This window comes from Stenotrophomonas sp. 80084_Sma, from assembly GCF_056481995.1.
This window is the reverse complement of the sequence record NZ_CM151177.1, coordinates 4,444,986-4,465,775: the sequence shown is the minus strand read 5'-3', so window position 1 is coordinate 4,465,775 and position 20,790 is coordinate 4,444,986. Positions and strand designations below refer to the sequence as shown.

The window sequence follows — 20,790 nt, the reverse complement described above, 5'->3', positions numbered from 1 at the left end:
CGCCATAGCCGGCAGACGGATTGCCAGCCGGCACCACGCGCGGTGGTGCCGGCTGGCAAGCGCAAACTACTTCCCAACAAAACGGGTTTTCGAGGCCCGGCCACCCGTTTTCGGTGGCGATACCAGAGTTGCCTGATGTAGTTGGGAATGCCAAGGGGATGGGGTCAATGCCGCCAAAACCCGAGACGCTTTTGGCATTGTCGCATAGCGCCGGAAGCCGCGAGAGCCTTGGCGTGCTAGGCGGTGCGGCACTTCTGGAACGGAGTCGTCAGAACCTTCCGTAAGAGACGCAGGGAACGGCAAATGCGACAGTACTTGGTAGGCGAAAGCGTATTGCTGCTACTACCAAGAGCGGCGCCTGGCTAGCCAGGCGAATCTGGCCGCTCGCGGAACCAAGCCCCGAGCTGGCCGTGGTGCGCGAAGTGGCGCAGTTCGAATTGACGAGATTCGTGAATGACGTGCCGCCATCGGGCACAGCCGTACTTCTTGGGGGTTTGTTCCGGGTGGTGCTCTGCTACCCAGCGAACGGCTGTGTCCAGATTCACCCAGCCGTCGATTGCCCGTTCTCGGAAGGCCTGTCTCAGCGCACTGACAATACCTGTGAGCGGCCAGTGGATCTGACCATCAGGCGCGATGCCATTGACCAGAAGGTCATGGAACTGAGGTGAGTGAACCAGTTCCGCAAAGGCTTTCGCTCCTTGCGCAACATCTGCCGCAAGTGCACGCAGCCGTTGAAATTGGGGGTCGATCTGAGCGTAGGAACGGCTGAGTGCAACCTGTGCCTCCAGGCATCCTTCGACAGTCTGGATATCGTATTGCTCAATGAAGTGGTGAACGAGCACGTTCCTGAGGTTCACCAGATCGTGCAGGTCGGCTTGCAGCGTTGCATGGGATTGCTCTGGAAACTCTAGCCCCATGTGCAGAGCGACGAAGCTTGAATTGCTGTCGTAACCCGATGGGCCGCCAGGGGCTTCGCTGCCCTCTTTGACCACGCATTCGGCAGTCAGGTGACCTACCAGCACCCCCATTGTCTTGCCGCTGATCTCTGCTTTGCGCTTGTCCAAGGCCATTGGGAGTGTTTCCGGCGTACCGAACAACTTCTGAAAGGCGAGCATGGACTTCATCAGTTGCTCGCACTGCTGAAGTCGCAGAATGCAACGGCCAAGAAGCCGTTGCACTTCGTGCTGTGCACCGACAATGTCATTCTGGTCGACGGCGGGCATGGCAAACCTGGGCATGGGACACGTCGACTTTACAGCCAGAAATCGTGGAAGCTCAGGCTGGACCAGAAAGATGAGGTTGTTGACTGCATCACTTGCGGGCATGAGTGACTTTCTGCCTATTGACCCCGCAGGGCGTCACGCAGAATCTGACTACCGCTGTAGTCACCCGGAACTGTCCTGTCCGCAGCAGGAGGGATCTGCGGCGTTTGAACGGATTCCACCCACTGGCGCAGGCCAAAACAAGGATCACTGCACGTGTTACGCGGCAATCGACTTCTTCTGTCTGCGGGTCTGGTCCCGCTTCCGTGGTTCCTGTTCTGGACCAGCGTTGCCGCCGTGTTCGCGCCGGGCTACAACCCGCTTGCACAACACGCCAGCGAGCTGCTGCAGGCGCCAACGCTCGCAAGCGTCTGCGGCAGGATTGCCGCCATCGGCTCCGGCGTGGGCTTCGTGGCGTTCTCCATCGGGGTATGGCGGGAGTCCGGTCGCCGGATTGCCGTAGGCGCGATCTGCTGGATGATCTTTGGCGTCTCCATGCTGACCAACGGGCTCTGGCCCATGGGCCATCCGATGCACGGCTTCTACACCATCGGTATCGCAAACATCATTGCACCTGCGATGTCGCACATCGAGATGAGCGCGTGGTCTGCCAACCGAAGGGCGTACGCCGTGACCGCTTTGGTGAGCATTGCGAGCATCGTCTACCTCTGGTTGAACCTGGTCGGCGCGGATCCGGAGGGCTTCAGAGGGCTGACCCAGCGCCTGTTCTCTTCGATCAACTCGCTGTGGCCATTCCTGGTGGCGTTGTATCTGCTGCGCAGGGATTCCAACGAGCTGAAGACGCACCTCGAGCACTGATGGGCACACATGCGGGTTGATGTGTTCAATTGGTGGCCGGCCCACTACTTCTGACTGGATGAAGGACCTCTCGTGATGAAACTTCCAGCCCGCTTCTGGGTGCATCTTTTCAGCCATCTGGGGTTCGTCGGGATCCTGGCCGGGCTGTTGGCCGGCTGGGTGGGGACGTTCTTCGAGGCCCTTGCCGGTCATTCCGATGCCGCAACCGACGCCGCCCGGGTGAGCGGCGTTGGAACGCTGTTCGGGTTCTGCATGCTTGCCCTGTTGCTGCTGGGAGCGCTGACCGTCTCTGGCGAGCTGTTCGGGCTGATCAGGCCGTACGACCGCAAGGCGCCATATCGGCATGAGGCGCAGGCGATGCATCGGAAGGTGTTGCTGATTGTCGTGGCGGTACTGTCCTGGGCGGGCCTGACTGCGGCGTTCGTCATTGGGTCGATGATGCGCTCCAGCTAGGTGCTGATGGTGGTGCTGGCATCTTCGGATTCCTCGGCAGAAGGAATCGGCGGGTTCGACACGGGAAGCCGGGCGGAGTGGTGATTCATCCGGAATCGGTTGCCCTGACCAGGGACAGCCTGCGGATTGAGGTGATACCGGTGCGGTCGCCGCGATGAGACGACTGGAGGATGAGATGCCGTGTGGCACGATTCGCGGATAAGGGCCACACGAGCGTGTTGATAGGAAGACGCCGACGTGCCCCGTCGGCGTCTTCCTCCATCAATTGATGATCTCCCCACTCCCCGAAGCAACAAACGCCTTCAACTGCCGAACGAACTCGGCGTCATAAAGCTCCCACTCCACAATCTCCCCAATAACCCGCAACGGCTGCGCACTCCGATACGACCGCGTCGGGTTCCCGGGAAACTTCTTGTTGGTCACGTTCGGGTCGTCTTCAAACGACCCGGTCGGCTCCACCACATACACGCGCGGCCGCCCCTCGCCCCTGGCCATCTCCGCAGCCAACCCGGCGCCCTTGGCAATCGTGGTGAAGTAGATGTGGTTCATCACCACGCTGTCGCGATAGTTGGAGCGGAAGCCCGCGCTCAGCAACTCGCCCACCGCGAGGTCTGCGCGGGTGCCGTGGTAGAACGGCCCGGCGACCTGGTCGCAGGTGTCATGCGAAACGGGTGTCCATTCGGTGTCCTGCGCCATCGGCACTGCCCCTGCGTGTCCTGCCGGATCGACAGGCCGGCGAGTCTAGGGCGCCCGGCGGGCCTTGCTGCAAGGCCCCATCCGGGAAATAATCTGTAAACGGGAGGCGCGGTGCGCCTCCTTTTTTCATTCTGCGGCGCCGCGCCCTTCCAGCTCGCGCACGGCGGTTTCCAGCGCGTCCAGCTTCTGGCGGGTCTTCAGCAGCACGGCGCGCTGCACTTCGAACTCCTCTCGGGTGACCAGATCGAGCTTGGCCAGGCCGGCCTGCAGCGCGCTCTTGAAGGTGGCCTGCAGTTCCTCGCGCGATTCGCGCAGGCCCGGCGGCACCAGGTCGCTGAGGCGACGGGCGAGGTCATCGATGTGGTTCAGGTCGATCATGGGGTGCTCCGTGGGGGTGGGCCCGTGCATCCGGCGCGGGCAGGCCATTCGGGCACAAGGATACTGCCGGCACCCATCGCCCGGACAGGCGGCGGCGGCTTCGCACGGGCCGCGTTCAGGCGCTATCCTCCACGCCGGAAGACAGGAGATAGACGATGAAGATGGTCATGGCGGTGATCAAGCCGTTCAAGCTCGATGACGTGCGCGAAGCGCTGGCCGAGCGTGGGGTCACCGGGATCACGGTGACGGAAGTGAAGGGCTTTGGTCGCCAGAAGGGTCATACCGAGCTGTACCGCGGCGCGGAGTATGTGGTCGATTTCCTGCCGAAGGTGAAGCTGGAAGTGGCGGTGACCGATGACCAGGTTGAGGCCGTGGTTGAGGCCATCGTGAAGGCCGCCGGCACCGGCAAGATTGGTGACGGCAAGGTGTTCGTGTACGACCTGGGCAGCGTGGTGCGTATTCGTACCGGGGAACTGGACGCGGACGCGTTGTAAGCCGTTCGGCGCGATGTTGTGGAGCCGAGCCGATGCTCGGCTTGCTCTTTGTAGAGTCGAGCTTGCTCGACTGCTCTGCGCTTCAGTCGAGCAAGCTCGACTCTACAAAGAGCGGTAAAGCGGTCGAGCAAGCTCGACCCCTACCAAAGCAAAGCATTTACCGGCGCTTGGCCCACTTGTAGAACCGCTTCCAGCCCTGCCGCACGGCGGCGACCCAACCCGGGTCGGCCACCAGTGCAGCCTGCGCGGCACTCGGCGCCTGGCCGGTTACGCGCTGGCGGATCTTCAGCAGGTTCTTCATGTCGCTGCGGCGCATCTGCCGGCTCAGCGGGCCGCGGCGCAGCCAACGCGGGGCCCGCCAGGCCGAGGTGAAGTCCAGCAGCACCGGTACGCCGCTGCTGACCACCACGTTGGTGCCATGCAGGTCGTTGTGCGTGATGCCGGCGGCGTGCAGGCGGCTGAGCGCGTGCTGCAACTGCTCGAACACGTCGTTGCCGACGGCCTGTGCGGTGCTCAGGGTCTGGCCGGGAATGAACTCCATGCCCAGTGCCAAGCCACCCAGCGTGCCGAGCAGTGCGGGGGCATGCTTCCAGCCGCCGAGGCGCTGCAGCATGCGTGCTTCACGGCGCACCATCAGCCGTGCAATCAGCGAAACGGGGGTGCCGCGGTAGCGGGAGTAATCCTTGATGACCGCCTCGCGCCCGTCCAGGCAGGTGCGGTAGACGTCGGGGGCCAGGAAGCGTTCGCCGCGCTTGAGCAGCAGCGGGGTGGCGGCGTCATCGCCGCAGGAGGAGGGGGGCAGAGCGGGAAGATACATGTCGGGGTCTCGGACGACCCGGTGGGTGGCGCAAAGCGTCAAGCGAACCGGTGTTACAGGGAGTTACTAAGTTTTCGTTAATTTTAGTACTCGCCAGTTCGCTATTCCACGATTTGTCGGAGAAATGTCGGGGTCGTGGCTGGAACAGTTCGTCGCGCCCAATCGGACAATTATGTCTCACTTGGCCAATGATTCTTTCAAAATCAATAGGTTGCGTTTCGCTCTATTTCGTTCATCCGCGGCCCGCTGAACGTCACGCACGTCCAGCTTGACCCCGACGCACGGCCTGCCGACCATAAGCTGTTAATTCGCGACATCGGCGGCCGCCCCTTCCTGGCACGTCCCCGTCCCCTGCCGCGGTCCCCACCGGTGCTGGCCGTCCGGCCGTGCATCGCCCTGATTCCCGTTCCGGCTGCGGCTGGAGGAAAGTGTTTTGATCATCAAAATCGTCATTGCAGCGCTGTTCGTCGCCTGCGTGCTGTACATCCACTTCCGTGGCAAGGTCCGCGCGCGCTGGTCGCGCCAGCTGCTGGACCACTCCAGTTTCATGGCCCCGATCAACGTGGTCATGTACATGTTCTCGAAGGTGCCGACCACGCCGTTCCTGGACCCGGCCAAGGAGTTTCCGCAGCTGGAGCCGCTGCGCCAGAACTGGCAGATGATCCGCGACGAGGCGCTGGCGCTGCGCGATGCACAGAAGATCGCTGCGTCCAGCACGTTCAACGACGCCGGCTTCAACTCGTTCTTCCGCCGTGGCTGGAAGCGCTTCTACCTGAAGTGGTACGGCCCGTCGCACCCGTCGGCGAAGGCGATGTGCCCCAAGACCACGGCGTTGCTCGAGTCGCTGCCGGACGTGCGCGCGGCGATGTTCGCGCAGCTGCCGTCGGGCAGCGAACTGCGCCCGCACCGCGACCCCTTCGCCGGTTCGCTGCGCCTGCACCTGGGCCTGGCCACGCCCAACAACGACGGCTGCTACATCGAAGTGGACGGCATCAAGAAGAGCTGGCGCGACGGCGAGTGGATGATGTTCGACGAGACCTACATCCACCACGCGCACAACGAGACGCCGGATGACCGCGTGATCCTGTTCTGCGACATCGCCCGTCCGCTGCGCTTCGGCCTGCCGGGCCTGTTCAACCGCGCGGTGGCGGCCACGCTGCTGGCCGGTGGTGCCTCGCCGAACCTGCCGGGTGACCCGACTGGTGGCGTCAACAAGGCGTTCGGCAGCGTTTACAAGGTGCGCCTGAAGGCCAAGGCGCTGCGCGAGCGCAGCGTGGTGGCCTACCAGCTGATCAAGTGGGGCCTGGTGGTGGCGGTGATCGCCGGTATCTGGGCGCTCTGATCGTTACATGCGGTTGCCGGCCAGCGGCCGGCACTACCGGACCATGAAAAAACCCGCGCTGTTGCCAGCGCGGGTTTTCTTTTGGGTGGGTGCCGACCGTTGGTCGGCACGCCTTACTTCAGCGCCGCCTGCACGAAGGGCGGGGTCACCAGCACGCCGGTGTGCAGCGCGGCGGTGTAGTACAGGGTGTTGAAGGTCTTGGCGGCTGAGTCGGCCTGGCGGAAGTCGAAGCTGCTGTCGCCCTTGCGCGCCATGGTCACGCTCCACCAGCCGGTGGGGTAGCACGGCTGCGGGAACGGCAGGGTCTTGAACGAGCCGAAGCCGGCCTTGCCCATCTCGGTGCGCATTTCGTTGATCAGGTCCAGCTGCATCAGCGGCGACTCGGACTGCTGCACCAGGATGCCGTCGTCCTTCAGGGCCTTGAAGCAGCTCTCGTAGAAGGCCTTGTTGAACAGGCCTTCGCCCGGGCCGACCGGGTCGGTCGAATCGACGATCACCACGTCCACGCTGCCGGCCGGGCAGTTGGCCATGTAGGCCACGCCGTCGTCGAACAGCAGCTCGGCGCGGGCGTCGTCGTTGGAATCGCACAGTTCCGGGAAGTGCTTGCGCGCCATCACGGTGACCTGCTCGTCGATATCGCACTGGGTCACGCTCTCCACGCCGGTGTGCTTGAGCACTTCGCGCAGGGTGCCGCAGTCGCCGCCACCGATGATCACCACGCGCTTGGGCGCGGCGTGGGTGAACAGCACCGGGTGGCTGATCATCTCGTGGTAGAAGAAGTTGTCCTTGCTGGTCAGCATGATGGCCCCGTCGATGGTCATCAGGTTGCCCCAGTCGGTGGTCTGGAAGATCTCGATCTTCTGGAACGGCGACTGCACCTCGTCCAGCTTGCCGGTGATGCGGTAGCCGATGGCCGAGCCGGTGCGCTCGAAGTGCTCGATGTACCAGTTGTTGCTGTCAGTCATTTGAAAACAGTCCTGTTCGGAGAGGTGAAGCCGGGCTGGCGGGCAGGGCCGCGTGGCACAGATGCCACATCCGGACGGATCGGCCCGTTCAGGTTGGAACCTGTCACGGGCGCGGGCGCGCATGATAACGAACCTGTGGGCATATAGGCGTTATCATGCCCCCCCCTTTATTGCCAACAAGGCCGACTGAAATGACCGATTGGTCCCTCGACCAAGCCCGCAAGACCTACTCGATCCCGCATTGGGCGGACGGTTACTTCGACGTGGATCAGGCCGGGCACATGGTGGTGAGACCGACCGGGGCGGACGGCCCGGTGGTGTCGCTGCCCAAGGTGGTCGATGCGGCCCGTGCGGCCGGCGCCAAGCTGCCGCTGCTGGTCCGCTTCCCGGACATCCTCGGCCAGCGCCTGGGCAAGCTGCAGGCGGCCTTCGGCCAGGCCCAGCAGGACTGGGAATACAGCGGCGGCTACACCGCCGTGTACCCGATCAAGGTCAACCAGACCCGCGGCGTGGCCGGCACCCTGGCCAGCCACCACGGCGAAGGCTTCGGCCTGGAAGCGGGCAGCAAGCCCGAGCTGATGGCCGTGCTGGCGCTGTCGCGCCCGGGTGGCCTGATCGTCTGCAACGGTTACAAGGACCGCGAGTACATCCGCCTGGCCCTGATCGGCCGCAAGCTGGGCCTGCAGACCTTCATCGTCATCGAAAAGCCTTCCGAACTGAAGCTGGTGCTGGAAGAGTCCAAGGCGCTGGACGTGAAGCCGGGCCTGGGCGTGCGCATGCGCCTGGCCTCGCTGGGCGCCGGCAAGTGGCAGAACAGCGGTGGCGACAAGGCCAAGTTCGGCCTGTCGCCGCGCCAGCTGCTGGACCTGTGGAAGTCGCTGCGTGACACCGAGTACGCCGACTGCCTGAACCTGCTGCACTTCCACATGGGCTCGCAGATCTCCAACGTGCGCGACATCGCCAACGGCATGCGCGAAGCCACCCGCTACTTCGTGGAGCTGTCGCGCCTGGGCGCGAAGATCACTCACGTCGATGTGGGCGGTGGCCTGGGCGTGGACTATGAAGGCACCCGTTCGCGCAGCTTCTGCTCGATCAACTACGGCCTGCATTCCTATGCCAGCAACATCGTGCAGCCGCTGGCCAATGCCTGCGAAGAGTTCGGCCTGACTCCGCCGCGCATCGTCACCGAGTGCGGCCGCGCGATGACCGCGCACCACGCGGTGCTGATCGCCAATGTCTCGGAAGTGGAAGAGGCGCAGGAAGGCCGCGTGCCGGACCAGCACGACGACGAGCCGGCCGCGATCCGCCACCTGCGCGAGATCCACGACGAGCTGGACGTGCGCCCGGCGGTGGAACTGTTCCAGGAAGCACAGCACTTCCACGCCGAAGGCCTGGCCAGCTATGCGCTGGGCCAGATCGACCTGCCGCAGCGTGCGCGCATCGACGATCTGTTCTACGCCATCGCCCATGGCGTGCGTGCGCGCCTGAGCTACGACGAGAAGAGCCATCGCCCGGTGCTGGATGAACTGAACGAGCGCCTGGTCGACAAGTACTTCGTCAACTTCAGCGTGTTCGAATCGATCCCGGACGTGTGGGCGATCGACCAGGTGTTCCCGATCGTGCCGATCGAGCGCCTGGACGAAACCCCGGACCGTCGCGGCATCATCGCCGACATGACCTGCGACTCGGACGGCATGGTGGAAACCTATGTCGAGAACGAGAGCCTGGACAGCTCGCTGCCGCTGCACAAGATGAAGCCGGGCGAGAGCTACCGCATCGGCTTCTTCATGGTCGGCGCCTACCAGGAAATCCTGGGCGACATCCACAACCTGTTCGGCGATACCGACGCGGTGGAAGTGCTGGCCGATGCCGATGGCTACGCCATCACCCAGCAGCGCCGTGGTGATACTACCGACGTGATGCTGGATTACGTGGGTTACCGCCTGGACGAGCTGCGTGCGACCTATGCGCAGCGCGTGGCCGAGGCGCAGCTGTCGCCGGAACGTGCGCAGGAGCTGTCGGAGGCGCTGGAAGCCGGCCTGACCGGTTACACCTACTTGTCCGACGAACCGCTGGTCTGAGGTCAACGGGAACGCCGGGCATGGCCCGGCGCTACCGGCCCCGATGAGCGCGCGCGCGATCTTCCACCTGTTCCTGCATGCCGCCGTGCCAGCCCTGCTGGCATGGCTGTTCTGGCGCAAGCGCTTCGCCTCGGCGTGGCTGCTGATGCTGCTGGGCTGGATCATCGATCTGGACCACCTGCTGGCCGATCCGATCTATGCACCGAACCGCTGCAGCATCGGTTTCCATCCTTTGCACACCGCACCCGCGATTGCCGTGTATGCAGGCCTGTGCGTGCCGAAGAGAACGCGGTTGTTCGGTATCGGTTTGATCATCCACATCGTGCTGGACGCGATTGATTGCTGGTGGATGCATCACCGTTGATGCTGGGTGGATGCCGACCTTGGTCGGCGCCTGCCCGGTGCACGGCGATCGGTCGGATTGGCGCTTGGTAGAGCCGGCCGCTGGCCGGCTTCCGCAGGGCGTTCCCGGTGATCACGTGGTTGCCGGCCAGCGGCCGGCACTACCCGCCGTCAGGTTGGCCGCCTCACGCCACCGGCAACCACAACGTGGCCCGCAATCCCGGCTGCGCATTCTCCAGTGCCAACCGCCCGCCATAACTGGCAGCGATATCACCCACAATCGCCAGGCCCAGCCCACTGCTGCCCTCGCGCTCATCCAGGCGCACGCCACGCTGGGTGACCTGTTCCAGCGCGTCTGCGGCCAGCCCGGGGCCGTCGTCGCGTACCTCAATGCGCAACTGCCCTTCGATGGTGTCTGCAGTGACGTCCACCTGTTGCTTCGCCCACTTGCCGGCGTTGTCCAGCAGATTGCCCAGCATCTCCTCCAGGTCCGCACTGGCACCGGCGAACTGCAGTGCCGGATCGATACCAGCCGCCGTGAACGTGATGCCACGTTCGCCATGCACGCGTGCCATCAGCCGGCACATCGCCTGTGCGACTGCCGCCACGTCGGTGCGCTGGCGATGGTCGGCGGCCAACCCTGCGGCCAGGTAACGGTCGACGCTGGCCTGCATACGCGCACTCTGCTCGCGTACGGTGGCGCGCCAGTCCGCGCCGTCGCCGTCGGCCTCAGTGGCCAGCACGCTCAGCGGGGTTTTCAGCGCATGCGCCAGATCCTGTGCACTGGTGCGCGCGCGCGCGACCATGCGTTGCTGATGCTCCAGCAGCGCGTTGAGCTCCTCGCCCAGCGGTGCGACCTCCGCACCCAGCCCCTGTGTATCGATGCGCTGCGCGTCGCCGCGCCGCACCCGTTCCAGCTGTGCACCGAGGCGATGCAATGGACGCAATCCGAAGTGCACCTGGCTGGCCAGCACCGCCAGCCACGCCGCGACCAACACACCCAGCGCGATGGCAGTACGCTGGCGGAACGCGGCAACGTCTGCATCCAGCGCGCTGCGATCGGTGGCAACCACGGCCACGAACGGTTCGTTGGCGCGTGGCAGGCGCACCTGCTGCACGCGTGCGCGCAGGGATTGCTGCAGCGGCCCACTCAGATTGCGCGTGGCCGGCCCGCTGGCTGTGACGGGCAGGGTTTCATCCCACAGCGAGCGCGACTGCAGCAGCACACGGCCATCGGCACCGGCGATCTGCCAGTAAGCACCTGAGAACACGCGCTGGAAGCGTGCGTCATTCGGTTCCTGGCGCAGGCGCAGCTGTCCGTCCGCATCCACTTCGGCCTGCGCCAGCAGGGTCAGCATGTCCTGCTGCAGTTCATGGTCGAAGCGATCGCGCGCGCTGCGCTTGAACAGCTCGCCCAGCAGTGCACTGGCCAGCAGCGAGACCAGCAGCAGGCCGACACCGCCAGCCAGCAGCAGGCGCCGTCGCAGCGAGGGTTGCCGGTTCATGGCGCGGCCAGCCGCCAGCCCTGGCCGCGCACGGTCTGGATCAGGTCGATGCCGAGCTTGCGGCGCACCCGCCCGAGCAGCACGTCCAGTGCGTTGGAGTCCGGGTCATGGCCGCAGTCGAACACCTGTTCGCCCAGGCGGTCGCGGCCGATCACCTGGCCGCTGTGGTGGATGAAGTAACTGAGCAGGCGGAACTCCTGCGGGCTCAGCGACAGCGCCTGCCCATCCAGTTCAAAGCGGCCGGCGTTGACGTCCAGCTGCAGCGGGCCGCAGTGCAGGCGCGGGCTGGCGTGGCCGTGGCTGCGACGGATCAGTGCGCGCAGGCGCAGCACCAGTTCGTCGGCCTGGAATGGCTTGGTGAGATAGTCATCGGCACCGGCATCGAACCCAGCCAGCTTGTCGTGCCAGCGCCCGCGTGCGGTCAGCACCAGCACCGGAAAGCTGCGGCCGTTGCCGCGCCAGCGCTCGATCACGCTCAGTCCGTCCAGCCCGGGCAGGCCCAGGTCGACGATGGCGGCCTGCAGATCTTCGATCTGGCCGATCTCCTCGGCCTGGCGGCCGTCGGCGACCACGTGCACCACGTAGCCGGCCTGCTCCAGCAGGGGCACCAGGCGCTGTGCCAGCGCGGCATCGTCTTCGGCCAACAGGATGCGCATCAGTCGTCGAGCTCCGTCTTCAGCAGCTTTCCGCTGCGCGCATCATAGTCCAGCTCCACTACCACGCCGTCGCCGCGCAGGATCTCCACTTCGTAGACGCCATCGTCCAGCTCCACTTCCAGCAGCTGGCCCGGAAAGCGCTTGAGCGCATCGCGCACCACGCTTTCCAGCGGCACGTAGCGGCCCTGCTGCACGGCGCGGCGCGCGACCTGCTGCGCCGGGTCCTGTGCCGGTGCGGCGGCGGTCGGGGCGCTGGCCAGGGCCAGCAGCAGGGGCAGGGTGGAGAGCATCGGGGCGCAGGGAGGGCTGTAGGAACAGGCGCGAGTGTGGAGGGGGTGACTAACAGCTGGCTAACAGTGCCGGCTAAGGAGCTGTTAACCACGGGGGGCATTGTGGCGCTGCCGGGATGGTCCGGCCACGAACACGAACAGGAGAACCCCCATGTTGAAGTCGCTCACCCTCGCCACTGTTGCTCTGCTGGCCATCGCACCGGCCGCACAGGCTGCACCGCTGGGCATGGCCCAGGTCGAACAGACCCTGCGCAAGGCCGGCTACACCCAGATCCACGAGATCGAACGCGATGATGGTCTGTGGGAGGCTGACGTGAGCCGCGCCGATGGCCGCTTCAGCGAGGTCTACGTTGACCCCAAGACCGGCGAGATCTTCGACGAGCACAGCGGCCGCGCGCTGTTGACCACCGAGCAGGTGCTGGCACGGGCACAGGCGCATGGCCTGCGCGAGATCCATTCGCTGGAACGCGATGGTGCGACCTGGTCGCTGGAAGCCCGCAATGCCCGCAACCAGAAAGTGGAGGTGCGCCTGAGCGGCTATGACGGCCGCATCCTGCACAGCGAGCGCGATGGCTGGCTGGATTGATTCGCGTGCCGGTAGGTGCCGGCCGCTGGCCGGCACACGGGGAGAAAGCGTGTCGACCAAGGTCGACACCTACCGGACACGTGCAGCGGTAGCGGCCGACCTTGGTCGGCCCAGGCCCGACGCGGCGCTTACCAGCCAAACGGCGGCGGGTAATCCCAGTAGCCCGGGCCGCGGCCGTAGTAGCCGCCGTACGGGCCGTAGAAGCCCGGGCCCTTGCCTTCGCTCACGTGGATGTTGACGTTGACCCCGTGGGTCTTGCCCTCATCGGTGGTGTAGTTCTTGCTCAGGTTCAGCGTGGCGGCGTTGTAGTGGCTGTTGCCACCGTTCTTGGAATAGCCGATGCCGGTGGTGAAGCTGCCGGACACTTTGACCTTGTCGTCGGTGACGTCGGCTATCTTCGCGTCGTCGTGCACGCGCGGGCCGCTCTTGTCACCGTAGTACGTGCCCGGCGGGTCCTGCTGCAGGGCCGGGTCGTTGAGGTAGCGCATCGGCGCCTGCGGCAGCGTCAGGTCCAGGCCGGCGGCCTGCGGCGCGGTGGCGCCAGCGGCGGACTGGGCCAGCACGGTTCCCGGCAGGGCCAGGCACAGCAGCAGGGTCAGGGGGCGGATCATGACGGCGCTCCAGCGGACAGGTGGCCACGCAACACGCGGCGGTACAGGCCGACGCTAGCAGGGGTTGCTTGAATGATGCCTGTCGGCGCCGGATTGGGGTAGAGCCAGGCCATGCCTGGCTGCAGGTCACAGCCGCCCGAACCCGAACAGCCCTTCCAGCGCATGCCTGCGCCGCTCGATCCGGGCCCGCAGCAGCTGGGCGCCGATCATCGAATAAGTGATGCCGTTGCCGCCGTAGGCCATGGCGAAATGCACCCGTGGCCCCCACTGATCGTGCGGGCCGAAGAAAGGCAGGCCGTCGGCGGTTTCGGCGAAGGTGCCGGCCCAGGAGAAGGCGGGCACCGGATCCAGCCGCGGGAACCAGTGCTGGAGCTGTTTCATCAGCTTGTCGGCCTTGCGCTCTACGCGCCTGTCGCGGCGGGCGGGGATGTCGATGGCGTCGTCCAGCCCGCCCACCAGCAGGCGGCGGTCGCCGGTGGCGCGCAGGTAGAGGTACGGGCGTGCGCTCTCCCACACCATCGTGTTGCGCAGCCGGCCCAGCACGTCCGCATCGATCGGGTCGGTGATGAAGGCATAGCTGCTGCGGTTGCGTGCGACGCGCTGATGCAGCCAGCGTTGGTTGGCATAGCCCATTGCCAGCACCACGTGGCGGGCGTGGATCGTGGCGCCGTCCTCGGTGAGGGCGGTTACCCCGCGCGCGCTGGGCGTGAGCGTGTGCAGTACCGTACGGTCATGCACATTGCCGCCGCGCCGGCGCACGCGTTGCAGCAGCGCATAGGTCAGGCGATAGGGATCGACCCGCGCCGCCTGGCGCGTGAGCAGGGCACCGCCGGCGTCCACGTCGAAGCGCTTCCGCAGTGCCTCCGGGCCCAGCCAGCGGGCATCCAGGCCGATTCCGCGCCGTGCCTCACCTTCGGCCATCAGGCGCGGCACGTCGCGATGGCGGCTGGCCAGGTACAGGCTGTCCATGCGCTGGAAATCAACGTCTTTCAGGCCGCGAGCCACGTCGCCCAGGGCCGGAATCGCCTCGGCACACGCCCGATAGGCAAGCGCGGCGGCGTCCTGACCATGGCGCTGCGCCAGTTCCAGCAGATGGGTATCGATCTCGTACTGCAGCAACGCGGTGCTGGCAGCGGTGCTGCCCCAGCCGATGTCGCGCTGTTCGATCACTGCAACCTCGTGGCCGTGATGGGACAGCTCGTCTGCGATCAGCGCACCGGTGATGCCGCCGCCGACCACCAGCACGTCACAGCGCAGGTCCTGCTGCAGCGCAGGAAAGGCGTGGATCAGGCCGTTGCGTACCGCCCACCACGGGTAGCCACTCTTCAGGTCCATGCGTGGCGTCACTCAGGCCGTGGGCTGGCCGGTATGCGGGGTCTGGATCAGTTCGGACAGATCGAAGCCCTGCAGGCGGGCGGCCGCCAGATAATGGTCCTGCACGGTAGCGTCCAGCTGCGGTTCGCGGGCCAGCAGCCACAGGTACTTGCGGTCCGGGCTGCCGACCAGTGCCACGCTGTAGTCCGGCGCGACCTGGATCACCCAGTAGTCGCCCTTGGCGAACGGCAGCCAGCGCAGGCCCTTGGGCAGGAAGCTCACCTCCAGGCGCGCGCTGTCGTTGTCGACGGCGCAGGCCTCGCCGGTGGCTTCCTCGACCTCGCCGTCCATACGGCAGCGGTTGGTGACGCCGACGTTGCCGTTGTCGAGCAGGGTGTAGTGCGCCGACACGTCGGTGCAGCCTTCCGGTTCATGGCGCATCGGCAGGCGTGCGATCTCGTACCAGGTGCCCAGGTAGCGGGGCAGCTTGAGGTCGGCAACGGTCTTCAGCGGCGGGTACTCGGTCATCGGCGGTCGTGGCAGGGGTGGGCCTCCACGATGCCGATGGCCTTGCCACGGGCGGGTGAAGCCGGGGCGATGGCCGTGTCCAGAACGTTCCGTCGCCCCGGCGGAGCGCCCGTTGTCACCGGCGTGGCGGTATCCTGCTGCCAGCGCCGTGTTTTCCTGATCCAACCGAGGTGGAGGTGCCGATGTACCAGGTGATCCTGTTGAAGAGTGAATCCGCGTTCGCACGCGAACAGTGGCCGCAGGTCGATGACCTGGTCGACTACGAAGGCGTGGCCTACAGCCTGCGTGCCGGCCCGCGCCAACCGCTGCCGACCGACCACGACTGGCACCCGGTGGCGGTGTATGCGCCCGATGAAATCACCGAGGAAGAGTTCCAGGACTGGTACGCGCTGCAGCAGCCCACGGTGGAAGAGCTGCGCCTGAAGTACTGATGCTCGACGCTGCCGGGGCCACCCATCCGCCCTTGACCGGCTCTGCCGTATAGTCGCGCGCAGGCGCGGTGGTCCGCGCGAACCGGTGTGGCTGGCTTGTCTTCTTTCCTGCGATCAATCCGTGCACGGGGCCCCTGGTGGGTCCTGATGCTGTGCACTGCCCTCCTGCTGTCCGCGCCGGTGCTGGCACAGGATGATGCGCCCACGCCGAAGCAGCAGCTGGCAGATATCGATGCGAAGCTGAAGGAGGTCGACCGCAAGCGTGGTGATGCGGCTGCCATCGAGACGCTGGCGATGCTGTCCGAGAATGCCTCGCAGGTACGGCGTGACGCCGAGGCGCTGGAAAAGGAGCTGCAGCCACAGCTCGTCCGCCTCGACGAACAACTGGCGCAGCTGGGCACGCCTGCCGAGGGCACCACCGAGCCGCCTGAACTGGCGGCACAACGGCGCACCATCAACAAGCAGCGCGACGGCCTGGCCGCGTCCTTAGCGCAGGCCAAGACCAGTGCCGTGCGTGCCCAGCAGCTGGCAGCCGACATCGACCAGCAGCGCACTGCACAACGCGCCGAAGACATGGGGAAGAAGGTCGCCTCGCCGTTGTCTCCAGCACTGTGGAGCAAGGTGGCCGAACGCCTGCCGATCGATATCGCACGCGTCGCGCCGTTGGCCGAGCAGGGGCGCGATACGTTTGTCGCTGGCGTCCGGGCCAATGGCTGGGGCACGCCGTTGCTGGGCCTGGTGGCCGCGCTGGTGATGATGTTCCCGCTGCGGCTGTGGCTGCGCAGGCTGGGGCGGCGCTTTGCGGAGTCCGAGCGCGCGCCGGACGGTCGCCTGCGCCGTTCCGGCCTGGCCATGTGGCTGCTGCTGGTGGGGACACTGCTGCCCGGCTATGCCGTGGTTGTACTGATGGCAGCGCTTGATGCGATCGATGCCATCGCGCCGCGCCTGCAGGTGGTGGCCGATGGGTTGGAAACCGCGACCTTCCGCGCCGCCTTCATCGCTGCACTCAGCGCCTGCATGCTGGTTCCCAAGCGTCCGTCGTGGCGGTTGCTGAATCTGGATGACACCGCCGCACTCAAACTGCGCAAGTACGCGTGGTGCGCGGCGGCGCTGGCTTGGCTGAGCACGGTGCTGGTCGCCCTCGATCAGGCCACACGTACCAGCGACGTCACCACGGTGGCGCTGGACGGCCTGATTGCGCTGACCTACCTCGGCCTGATCATGGCCATGCTGGTGACCCTGGCGCGCCTGCATCGGCGGCAGACCGCCGAGGCCGAAGCCAAGCTGGAGGCGCAGGCCGATGGCGTGGGCGCGGCCACACCGGTGCGCCGCAGCAGCTGGCTGGTATTGGCACGCGTGGCGGGCAACGTCGCGGTGGTGGCCGCCATCGTCGCGACATTGATGGGCTACCTGAACTTCGCCAAATTCGTGAACCAGCAGCTGATCGGCGGCAGCATCGTGGTGCTGGCGGCGACGCTGCTGTTCAAGTTCGTCGATGACTTGAGCACGTGGATGCTCAACGCCGACAGCAAGGTGGGTCAGACCATCCTGCTCAGTACCGGCCTGAGCGTGTCGCGGCTGGAGCAGGCCGGCGTGCTGCTCTCTGCAGCCCTGCGCACCATCGTCGTGCTGATCACATTGCTGGCGCTGGTGGCACCGTTTGGCAACATCGGCGCGGTGGTGGAACGCTTCTCTTCGCTGCTCACCACGGGCATTCCGTTGGGTGGAACCACCCTGAAGCCGATGCAGATTGTGCTGGCGGTTGTGGTGCTGCTGGCCGGCCTGGCGATCACCCAGCTGGTGCAGCGCTGGCTGACCGATACCTACCTGCCCAAGACCGAACTGGACCTGGGGGCGCGCAACTCGGTCAGTACCGTCGCCCGCTACGTCGGCATCATCCTCGCCGTGATCTGGGCGTTGACGGCGATGGGGCTGGAGCTGACCAAGCTGGCGCTGCTCGTCAGTGCGTTGTCAGTGGGTATTGGTTTCGGCTTGCAGGTGATCACCCAGAACTTCGTCTCCGGCCTGATCCTGCTGGCCGAGCGTCCGGTGAAGATCGGCGACTGGGTGAAGCTGGGCGACCAGGAAGGCGACATCCGCCGCATCAGCCTGCGCTCGACCGAGATCCAGGTGGGCGACAAGTCGACGCTGATCGTGCCCAACTCCGAGCTGGTCACCAAGACCGTGCGCAACATGACGATGGGCAACAACCAGGGCCGCATCCAGATCCAGTTCGCGGTGCCGCCCAGCACCGATGTCGGCAGCCTGCGTCAGGCGCTGCTGGATGCGTACACCGCACACACCAACGTGCTGAAGCAGCCGGCGCCGACGGTCTACATCGACAGCATTGCCGGTGGCCAGATCACCATCAACAGCTTCGCGTACGTGGCCAGCCCGCGGCAGGTGTATGCCACCCGCAGCGATCTGTACTTCAGCCTGCTGCACATCCTGGCGGAGCGGAACATCCCGCTGTCGACCCCGACCGACATCCACATCACCCGCGATCCACAGGAGTAGAGGGTCTGCAGGGCTGCGCCCTGCACCCGCTGAATCAACGTCAACCGCAAGAGCAACAGCAACAGCATGCATTCCGTGGTTTGGCGGGGCGGTGTCGGAGTGCGGGGACGCCGTAAATCCGTCCATGGAGGCTTGGCAGCCGCATCCATGCGGCTGACACCCCGCACTCCGACACCGCCCCACCTCTGACAGATTCCTGCGGCCGTCGGTAGGTGTCGACCTTGGTCGACACTTCTGTCAGATATCGAAATCAATCTGGGGTCAGATCCGTTTTCCTCCGGAAAACGGATCTGACCCCATCGGCATGTCCAACAGACCGCAGCAAACTGTCGAAGGCGGGGTGGGCCCGGTTGCGGGGGCGTGAGCCGCATGGACGCGGCGACCGAGCTTACATGGAAGTACTTGCAGCGTCCCCCGCAACCGGACCCACCCCGCCAAACCACGGAATGCACGCTGTTGCCGTTGCTGTTGCTTCGGCTTTTGCTTCGGCAGGTGCAGGGCGCAGCCCTGCAAAGAACCCTATCCTCGTGGTCGGCTGCGGGATGGCACCAGTGCGAACGTATCCACCGCCAGCTTCTCCGCATGGTTCAACCACGCGCGGATCTCCAGATCATCCACTTCGTGGTCCAGCCCGAACGACACGTTGATCTTGCCGTTGGCATCGGGCTGCACCCACTGCTGCGCCAGTACCACCTTGCGCTGCGAGGACACCGCCTCGATCCAGAAGCCGCGATCCGGGCGCGTGCTCGCCACCAGCTGCAGCATGTACTGGCCGGCACGGGTACGACGACCCTTCTGGGTGATCATGTGCGCCTGGCGCACGCTCGGGCGCGGGCCTTGGAACGCGTCCAGCGGTGCATCCACCGCGATGCCGCCACGCAGGTCGTTGTCGCGGTACAGCTTGATGCCGTTGTCGCGGTTGACCAGCAGGGCGCACCAGTCACCGTCGGCCGAGCCGTCCTCGAACGCGGTGCACCGGTCGACGTAGGCCAGGGTGTTGTCCGGGTTGGCATCGTCGAACTGGCGCGAGGTGTTCTCCAGGTATACCGACTTCAACCCCCAGTCCTTGTCGTACTCCAGCAGCACCGGCGGCTGCACGTGCTGCAGGCCGACCACCACCTGGTCATCGCCGTCGATCTTCAGCTCGCGGGTCGGTTCGCCCAGCCACAGCGAACGGGCGAAGGCCAGGTACTGTGGGTAATCGCGGCCGCCATCACGCTGGGTGGCCACGCTGGCGCTGGGCGCGCGCTGGGTATCGATCAGTGAACGCCCGAAGCCCATCGTCTTCAGGTTCGGGTCCAGCAGGCTGAGCAGGGTCGCACCCGAATCCAGGGTGGTGCCGGCCTCGGCGCTGAGCTGCTGCGGGGCAATGCCTTCCCCCAGGAACAGCAGCAGGTTCTCACGCTTCTGCCGGGTCAGGATGTGGGTCAGATCGTTGGGCATCGCCAGGTGGTCGGAGGCGATCACGATCAGCGTGTCCTTGCCGTACGGGCTGGCCTGGATACGTTGCACCAGCTGCGAGATCAGCCGGTCGCTGCACTTGAGCGCGTTGAGCATGTTGATGTTGCCGTACTGGCTCTGGTAGCGCTCGCCCTTGCACGACACCGGCAGATGACCGGCCGGGTGGTGGGTGTCCATGGTCAGCGTGGTCAGCATGAACGGCGAACCGGCGCGCGAGAGCTGCTCGAAGCGCTGGTAGGCGGTATCCAGCAGCACGTCATCGTGCACGCCCCAGGCCGAGTAGTGGATGCGGCCGATCTTCTTCTGCTGCTTGAACCACGCCAGGTCATGCACTTCATCGAAACCATGGCTGGCCAGGAACTGGCCCTTGCCGGCGAACTGGCCGTTGGCACCGCCCAGATAGTGGTTGGTATAGCCCTGCTGCTTCAGGTAATCGCCCAGGCACACGGCCTTGGGCAGGAAGCTGCCCATGCGGTCCATGCTGTTCTCATCACCCTGCGAGGTGGTCAGCGGCACGCCGCACATCGACGACACCAGGCCGGCGATGGTCCAGCCGCTGCCCTCGGCCGAAGCCAGGCCGCGTACGTCCAGCGACTCGGACGCCAGGCGGTTGAGGTTGGGCATCAGGCCGGGAAACACGGCCTCGTCCAGGTAGGTGCGTTCCAGGCTTTCGCCGTAGATCCAGACGATGTTGCGCGGGCGCTGCAGCGGCTGCGTCGGCACCTGGTACTCGGGGGCGATGCGGGCGAAGTCGACCGGGCGCAGCTGCTGGTACAGGCGCTGGCCGTCGCGGGCCAGAGGGCTGATCATGATCGTGGCCACCCATACGGCCGCGAAACCGGCGAACAATGCGCCACCATGGCCGGGCCGGCGCCAGCGCTTCACCCGCGTGGCGAACAGCGGTAGCAGCGAGACCAGCGCCAGCACGATGAAACCGGCGATATAGCCCTTGAAGTCGGAGACACCGGCGCCTTCCATGTCGGCGCCCAGGTGGTACAGGGTGGCGGCATTGAGCCCATCACCGGACAGCTTGTCGATCAGCCACCACGCGCTGAGCATGAGCAGCAGCAGCGAGAATGCACCAGCCTTCCACCACACCCACTTGTCGGACGCGAGGAACAACCAGCACAGCAGCAACAACGACAGCAGCAGTATCCAGAGCATAGGCAGCTTCGGCAGTGACGGGGTGGTGGTGATGGACGTCGTACCGACGCGTGTCCATCCGACCGACGCTGCCACAAG

General features: G+C 65.6%; 21 protein-coding genes. 9 read left to right on the top strand and 12 right to left on the bottom strand.

The window, feature by feature from the left end:
* Positions 1-362 precede the first annotated feature (362 nt).
* Entirely contained in the window at positions 363-1,223 is an 861-nt protein-coding gene (locus tag ACZK3W_RS20545) for an OST-HTH/LOTUS domain-containing protein (RefSeq protein ID WP_293792092.1), read from the bottom strand.
* 255 nt (positions 1,224-1,478) lie between these two features.
* On the opposite strand from ACZK3W_RS20545, the gene ACZK3W_RS20540 reads away from it, so the two are divergent.
* Positions 1,479-2,081: a DUF998 domain-containing protein gene (locus ACZK3W_RS20540; protein ID WP_125894268.1), complete on the top strand. Its 603-nt coding sequence runs from the start codon at positions 1,479-1,481 to the stop codon at positions 2,079-2,081.
* 75 nt (positions 2,082-2,156) lie between these two features.
* Positions 2,157-2,534: a hypothetical protein gene (locus tag ACZK3W_RS20535; RefSeq protein ID WP_125894266.1), complete on the top strand. Its 378-nt coding sequence runs from the start codon at positions 2,157-2,159 to the stop codon at positions 2,532-2,534.
* Positions 2,535-2,795: 261 nt separating this feature from the next.
* On the opposite strand, the gene arr is transcribed toward ACZK3W_RS20535, so the two are convergent.
* Both arr and ubiK read right to left on the bottom strand, forming a co-directional pair.
* Positions 2,796-3,230, bottom strand: coding sequence for an NAD(+)--rifampin ADP-ribosyltransferase (arr, locus tag ACZK3W_RS20530; protein WP_125894264.1), 435 nt, complete (start codon positions 3,228-3,230; stop codon positions 2,796-2,798).
* A gap of 126 nt (positions 3,231-3,356) precedes the next feature.
* Positions 3,357-3,608 carry a ubiquinone biosynthesis accessory factor UbiK gene (gene ubiK, locus ACZK3W_RS20525; RefSeq protein ID WP_049421110.1) on the bottom strand — a complete coding sequence of 84 codons (252 nt, stop codon included), beginning with the start codon at positions 3,606-3,608 and terminating at the stop codon, positions 3,357-3,359.
* Between the two features lie 155 nt (positions 3,609-3,763).
* Between ubiK and ACZK3W_RS20520 the strand changes: the two genes are divergently transcribed.
* Positions 3,764-4,102: a P-II family nitrogen regulator gene (locus tag ACZK3W_RS20520; RefSeq protein WP_005411374.1), complete on the top strand. Its 339-nt coding sequence runs from the start codon at positions 3,764-3,766 to the stop codon at positions 4,100-4,102.
* Positions 4,103-4,259: 157 nt separating this feature from the next.
* Here ACZK3W_RS20520 and ACZK3W_RS20515 read toward each other — a convergent pair whose 3' ends face one another.
* On the bottom strand, positions 4,260-4,919 hold the full coding sequence (locus tag ACZK3W_RS20515) for an RIO1 family regulatory kinase/ATPase domain-containing protein (protein ID WP_125894262.1): 660 nt from the start codon (positions 4,917-4,919) through the stop codon (positions 4,260-4,262).
* 436 nt (positions 4,920-5,355) lie between these two features.
* Here ACZK3W_RS20515 and ACZK3W_RS20510 point away from each other — a divergent pair, with 436 nt between their 5' ends.
* Complete coding sequence (locus tag ACZK3W_RS20510) at positions 5,356-6,261, top strand: aspartyl/asparaginyl beta-hydroxylase domain-containing protein (RefSeq protein ID WP_024957655.1); 906 nt, start codon at positions 5,356-5,358, stop codon at positions 6,259-6,261.
* Positions 6,262-6,374: 113 nt separating this feature from the next.
* On the opposite strand, the gene speE is transcribed toward ACZK3W_RS20510, so the two are convergent.
* Entirely contained in the window at positions 6,375-7,226 is an 852-nt protein-coding gene (gene speE / locus ACZK3W_RS20505) for a polyamine aminopropyltransferase (RefSeq protein WP_032127130.1), read from the bottom strand.
* 191 nt (positions 7,227-7,417) lie between these two features.
* Between speE and speA the strand changes: the two genes are divergently transcribed.
* The gene (speA, locus tag ACZK3W_RS20500) at positions 7,418-9,307 is read left to right on the top strand and encodes an arginine decarboxylase (protein ID WP_012512349.1); all 1,890 of its coding nucleotides are present in this window, start codon (positions 7,418-7,420) and stop codon (positions 9,305-9,307) included.
* Between the two features lie 43 nt (positions 9,308-9,350).
* Positions 9,351-9,671 (top strand): DUF6122 family protein, encoded by a 321-nt coding sequence (locus ACZK3W_RS20495; RefSeq protein ID WP_019661547.1) that lies wholly within the window; start codon positions 9,351-9,353, stop codon positions 9,669-9,671.
* A gap of 163 nt (positions 9,672-9,834) precedes the next feature.
* On the opposite strand, the gene ACZK3W_RS20490 is transcribed toward ACZK3W_RS20495, so the two are convergent.
* The 3 genes from ACZK3W_RS20490 to ACZK3W_RS20480 are packed head-to-tail and all read right to left on the bottom strand — an operon-like array spanning position 9,835 to position 12,100.
* Positions 9,835-11,154, bottom strand: a complete 1,320-nt coding sequence (locus tag ACZK3W_RS20490; RefSeq protein ID WP_125894260.1) for a sensor histidine kinase — start codon at positions 11,152-11,154, stop codon at positions 9,835-9,837.
* Positions 11,151-11,810 carry a response regulator transcription factor gene (locus ACZK3W_RS20485; RefSeq protein WP_125894258.1) on the bottom strand — a complete coding sequence of 220 codons (660 nt, stop codon included), beginning with the start codon at positions 11,808-11,810 and terminating at the stop codon, positions 11,151-11,153. Before ACZK3W_RS20485 ends, ACZK3W_RS20490 begins: the two co-directional genes overlap by 4 nt.
* The gene (locus tag ACZK3W_RS20480) at positions 11,810-12,100 is read right to left on the bottom strand and encodes a PepSY domain-containing protein (protein ID WP_005411366.1); all 291 of its coding nucleotides are present in this window, start codon (positions 12,098-12,100) and stop codon (positions 11,810-11,812) included. Before ACZK3W_RS20480 ends, ACZK3W_RS20485 begins: the two co-directional genes overlap by 1 nt.
* 151 nt (positions 12,101-12,251) lie before the next feature.
* Here ACZK3W_RS20480 and ACZK3W_RS20475 point away from each other — a divergent pair, with 151 nt between their 5' ends.
* Positions 12,252-12,686 carry a PepSY domain-containing protein gene (locus ACZK3W_RS20475; protein WP_125894255.1) on the top strand — a complete coding sequence of 145 codons (435 nt, stop codon included), beginning with the start codon at positions 12,252-12,254 and terminating at the stop codon, positions 12,684-12,686.
* Between the two features lie 128 nt (positions 12,687-12,814).
* On the opposite strand, the gene ACZK3W_RS20470 is transcribed toward ACZK3W_RS20475, so the two are convergent.
* The 3 genes from ACZK3W_RS20470 to ACZK3W_RS20460 form a co-directional block, all read right to left on the bottom strand.
* Positions 12,815-13,297, bottom strand: coding sequence for a hypothetical protein (locus tag ACZK3W_RS20470; RefSeq protein WP_049400799.1), 483 nt, complete (start codon positions 13,295-13,297; stop codon positions 12,815-12,817).
* Between the two features lie 126 nt (positions 13,298-13,423).
* Complete coding sequence (locus ACZK3W_RS20465) at positions 13,424-14,632, bottom strand: NAD(P)/FAD-dependent oxidoreductase (protein ID WP_125894253.1); 1,209 nt, start codon at positions 14,630-14,632, stop codon at positions 13,424-13,426.
* A 12-nt stretch (positions 14,633-14,644) separates the two neighbouring features.
* Positions 14,645-15,139 (bottom strand): lipocalin family protein, encoded by a 495-nt coding sequence (locus ACZK3W_RS20460; protein ID WP_125894251.1) that lies wholly within the window; start codon positions 15,137-15,139, stop codon positions 14,645-14,647.
* Positions 15,140-15,321: 182 nt separating this feature from the next.
* Between ACZK3W_RS20460 and ACZK3W_RS20455 the strand changes: the two genes are divergently transcribed.
* Both ACZK3W_RS20455 and ACZK3W_RS20450 read left to right on the top strand, forming a co-directional pair.
* Positions 15,322-15,570: a hypothetical protein gene (locus tag ACZK3W_RS20455; protein ID WP_006399378.1), complete on the top strand. Its 249-nt coding sequence runs from the start codon at positions 15,322-15,324 to the stop codon at positions 15,568-15,570.
* 147 nt (positions 15,571-15,717) lie between these two features.
* Positions 15,718-18,087, top strand: a complete 2,370-nt coding sequence (locus ACZK3W_RS20450; protein ID WP_125894249.1) for a DUF3772 domain-containing protein — start codon at positions 15,718-15,720, stop codon at positions 18,085-18,087.
* Between the two features lie 519 nt (positions 18,088-18,606).
* On the opposite strand, the gene ACZK3W_RS20445 is transcribed toward ACZK3W_RS20450, so the two are convergent.
* Positions 18,607-20,712 (bottom strand): phosphoglycerol transferase I, encoded by a 2,106-nt coding sequence (locus ACZK3W_RS20445; RefSeq protein ID WP_478450235.1) that lies wholly within the window; start codon positions 20,710-20,712, stop codon positions 18,607-18,609.
* Positions 20,713-20,790: the final 78 nt, after the last annotated feature.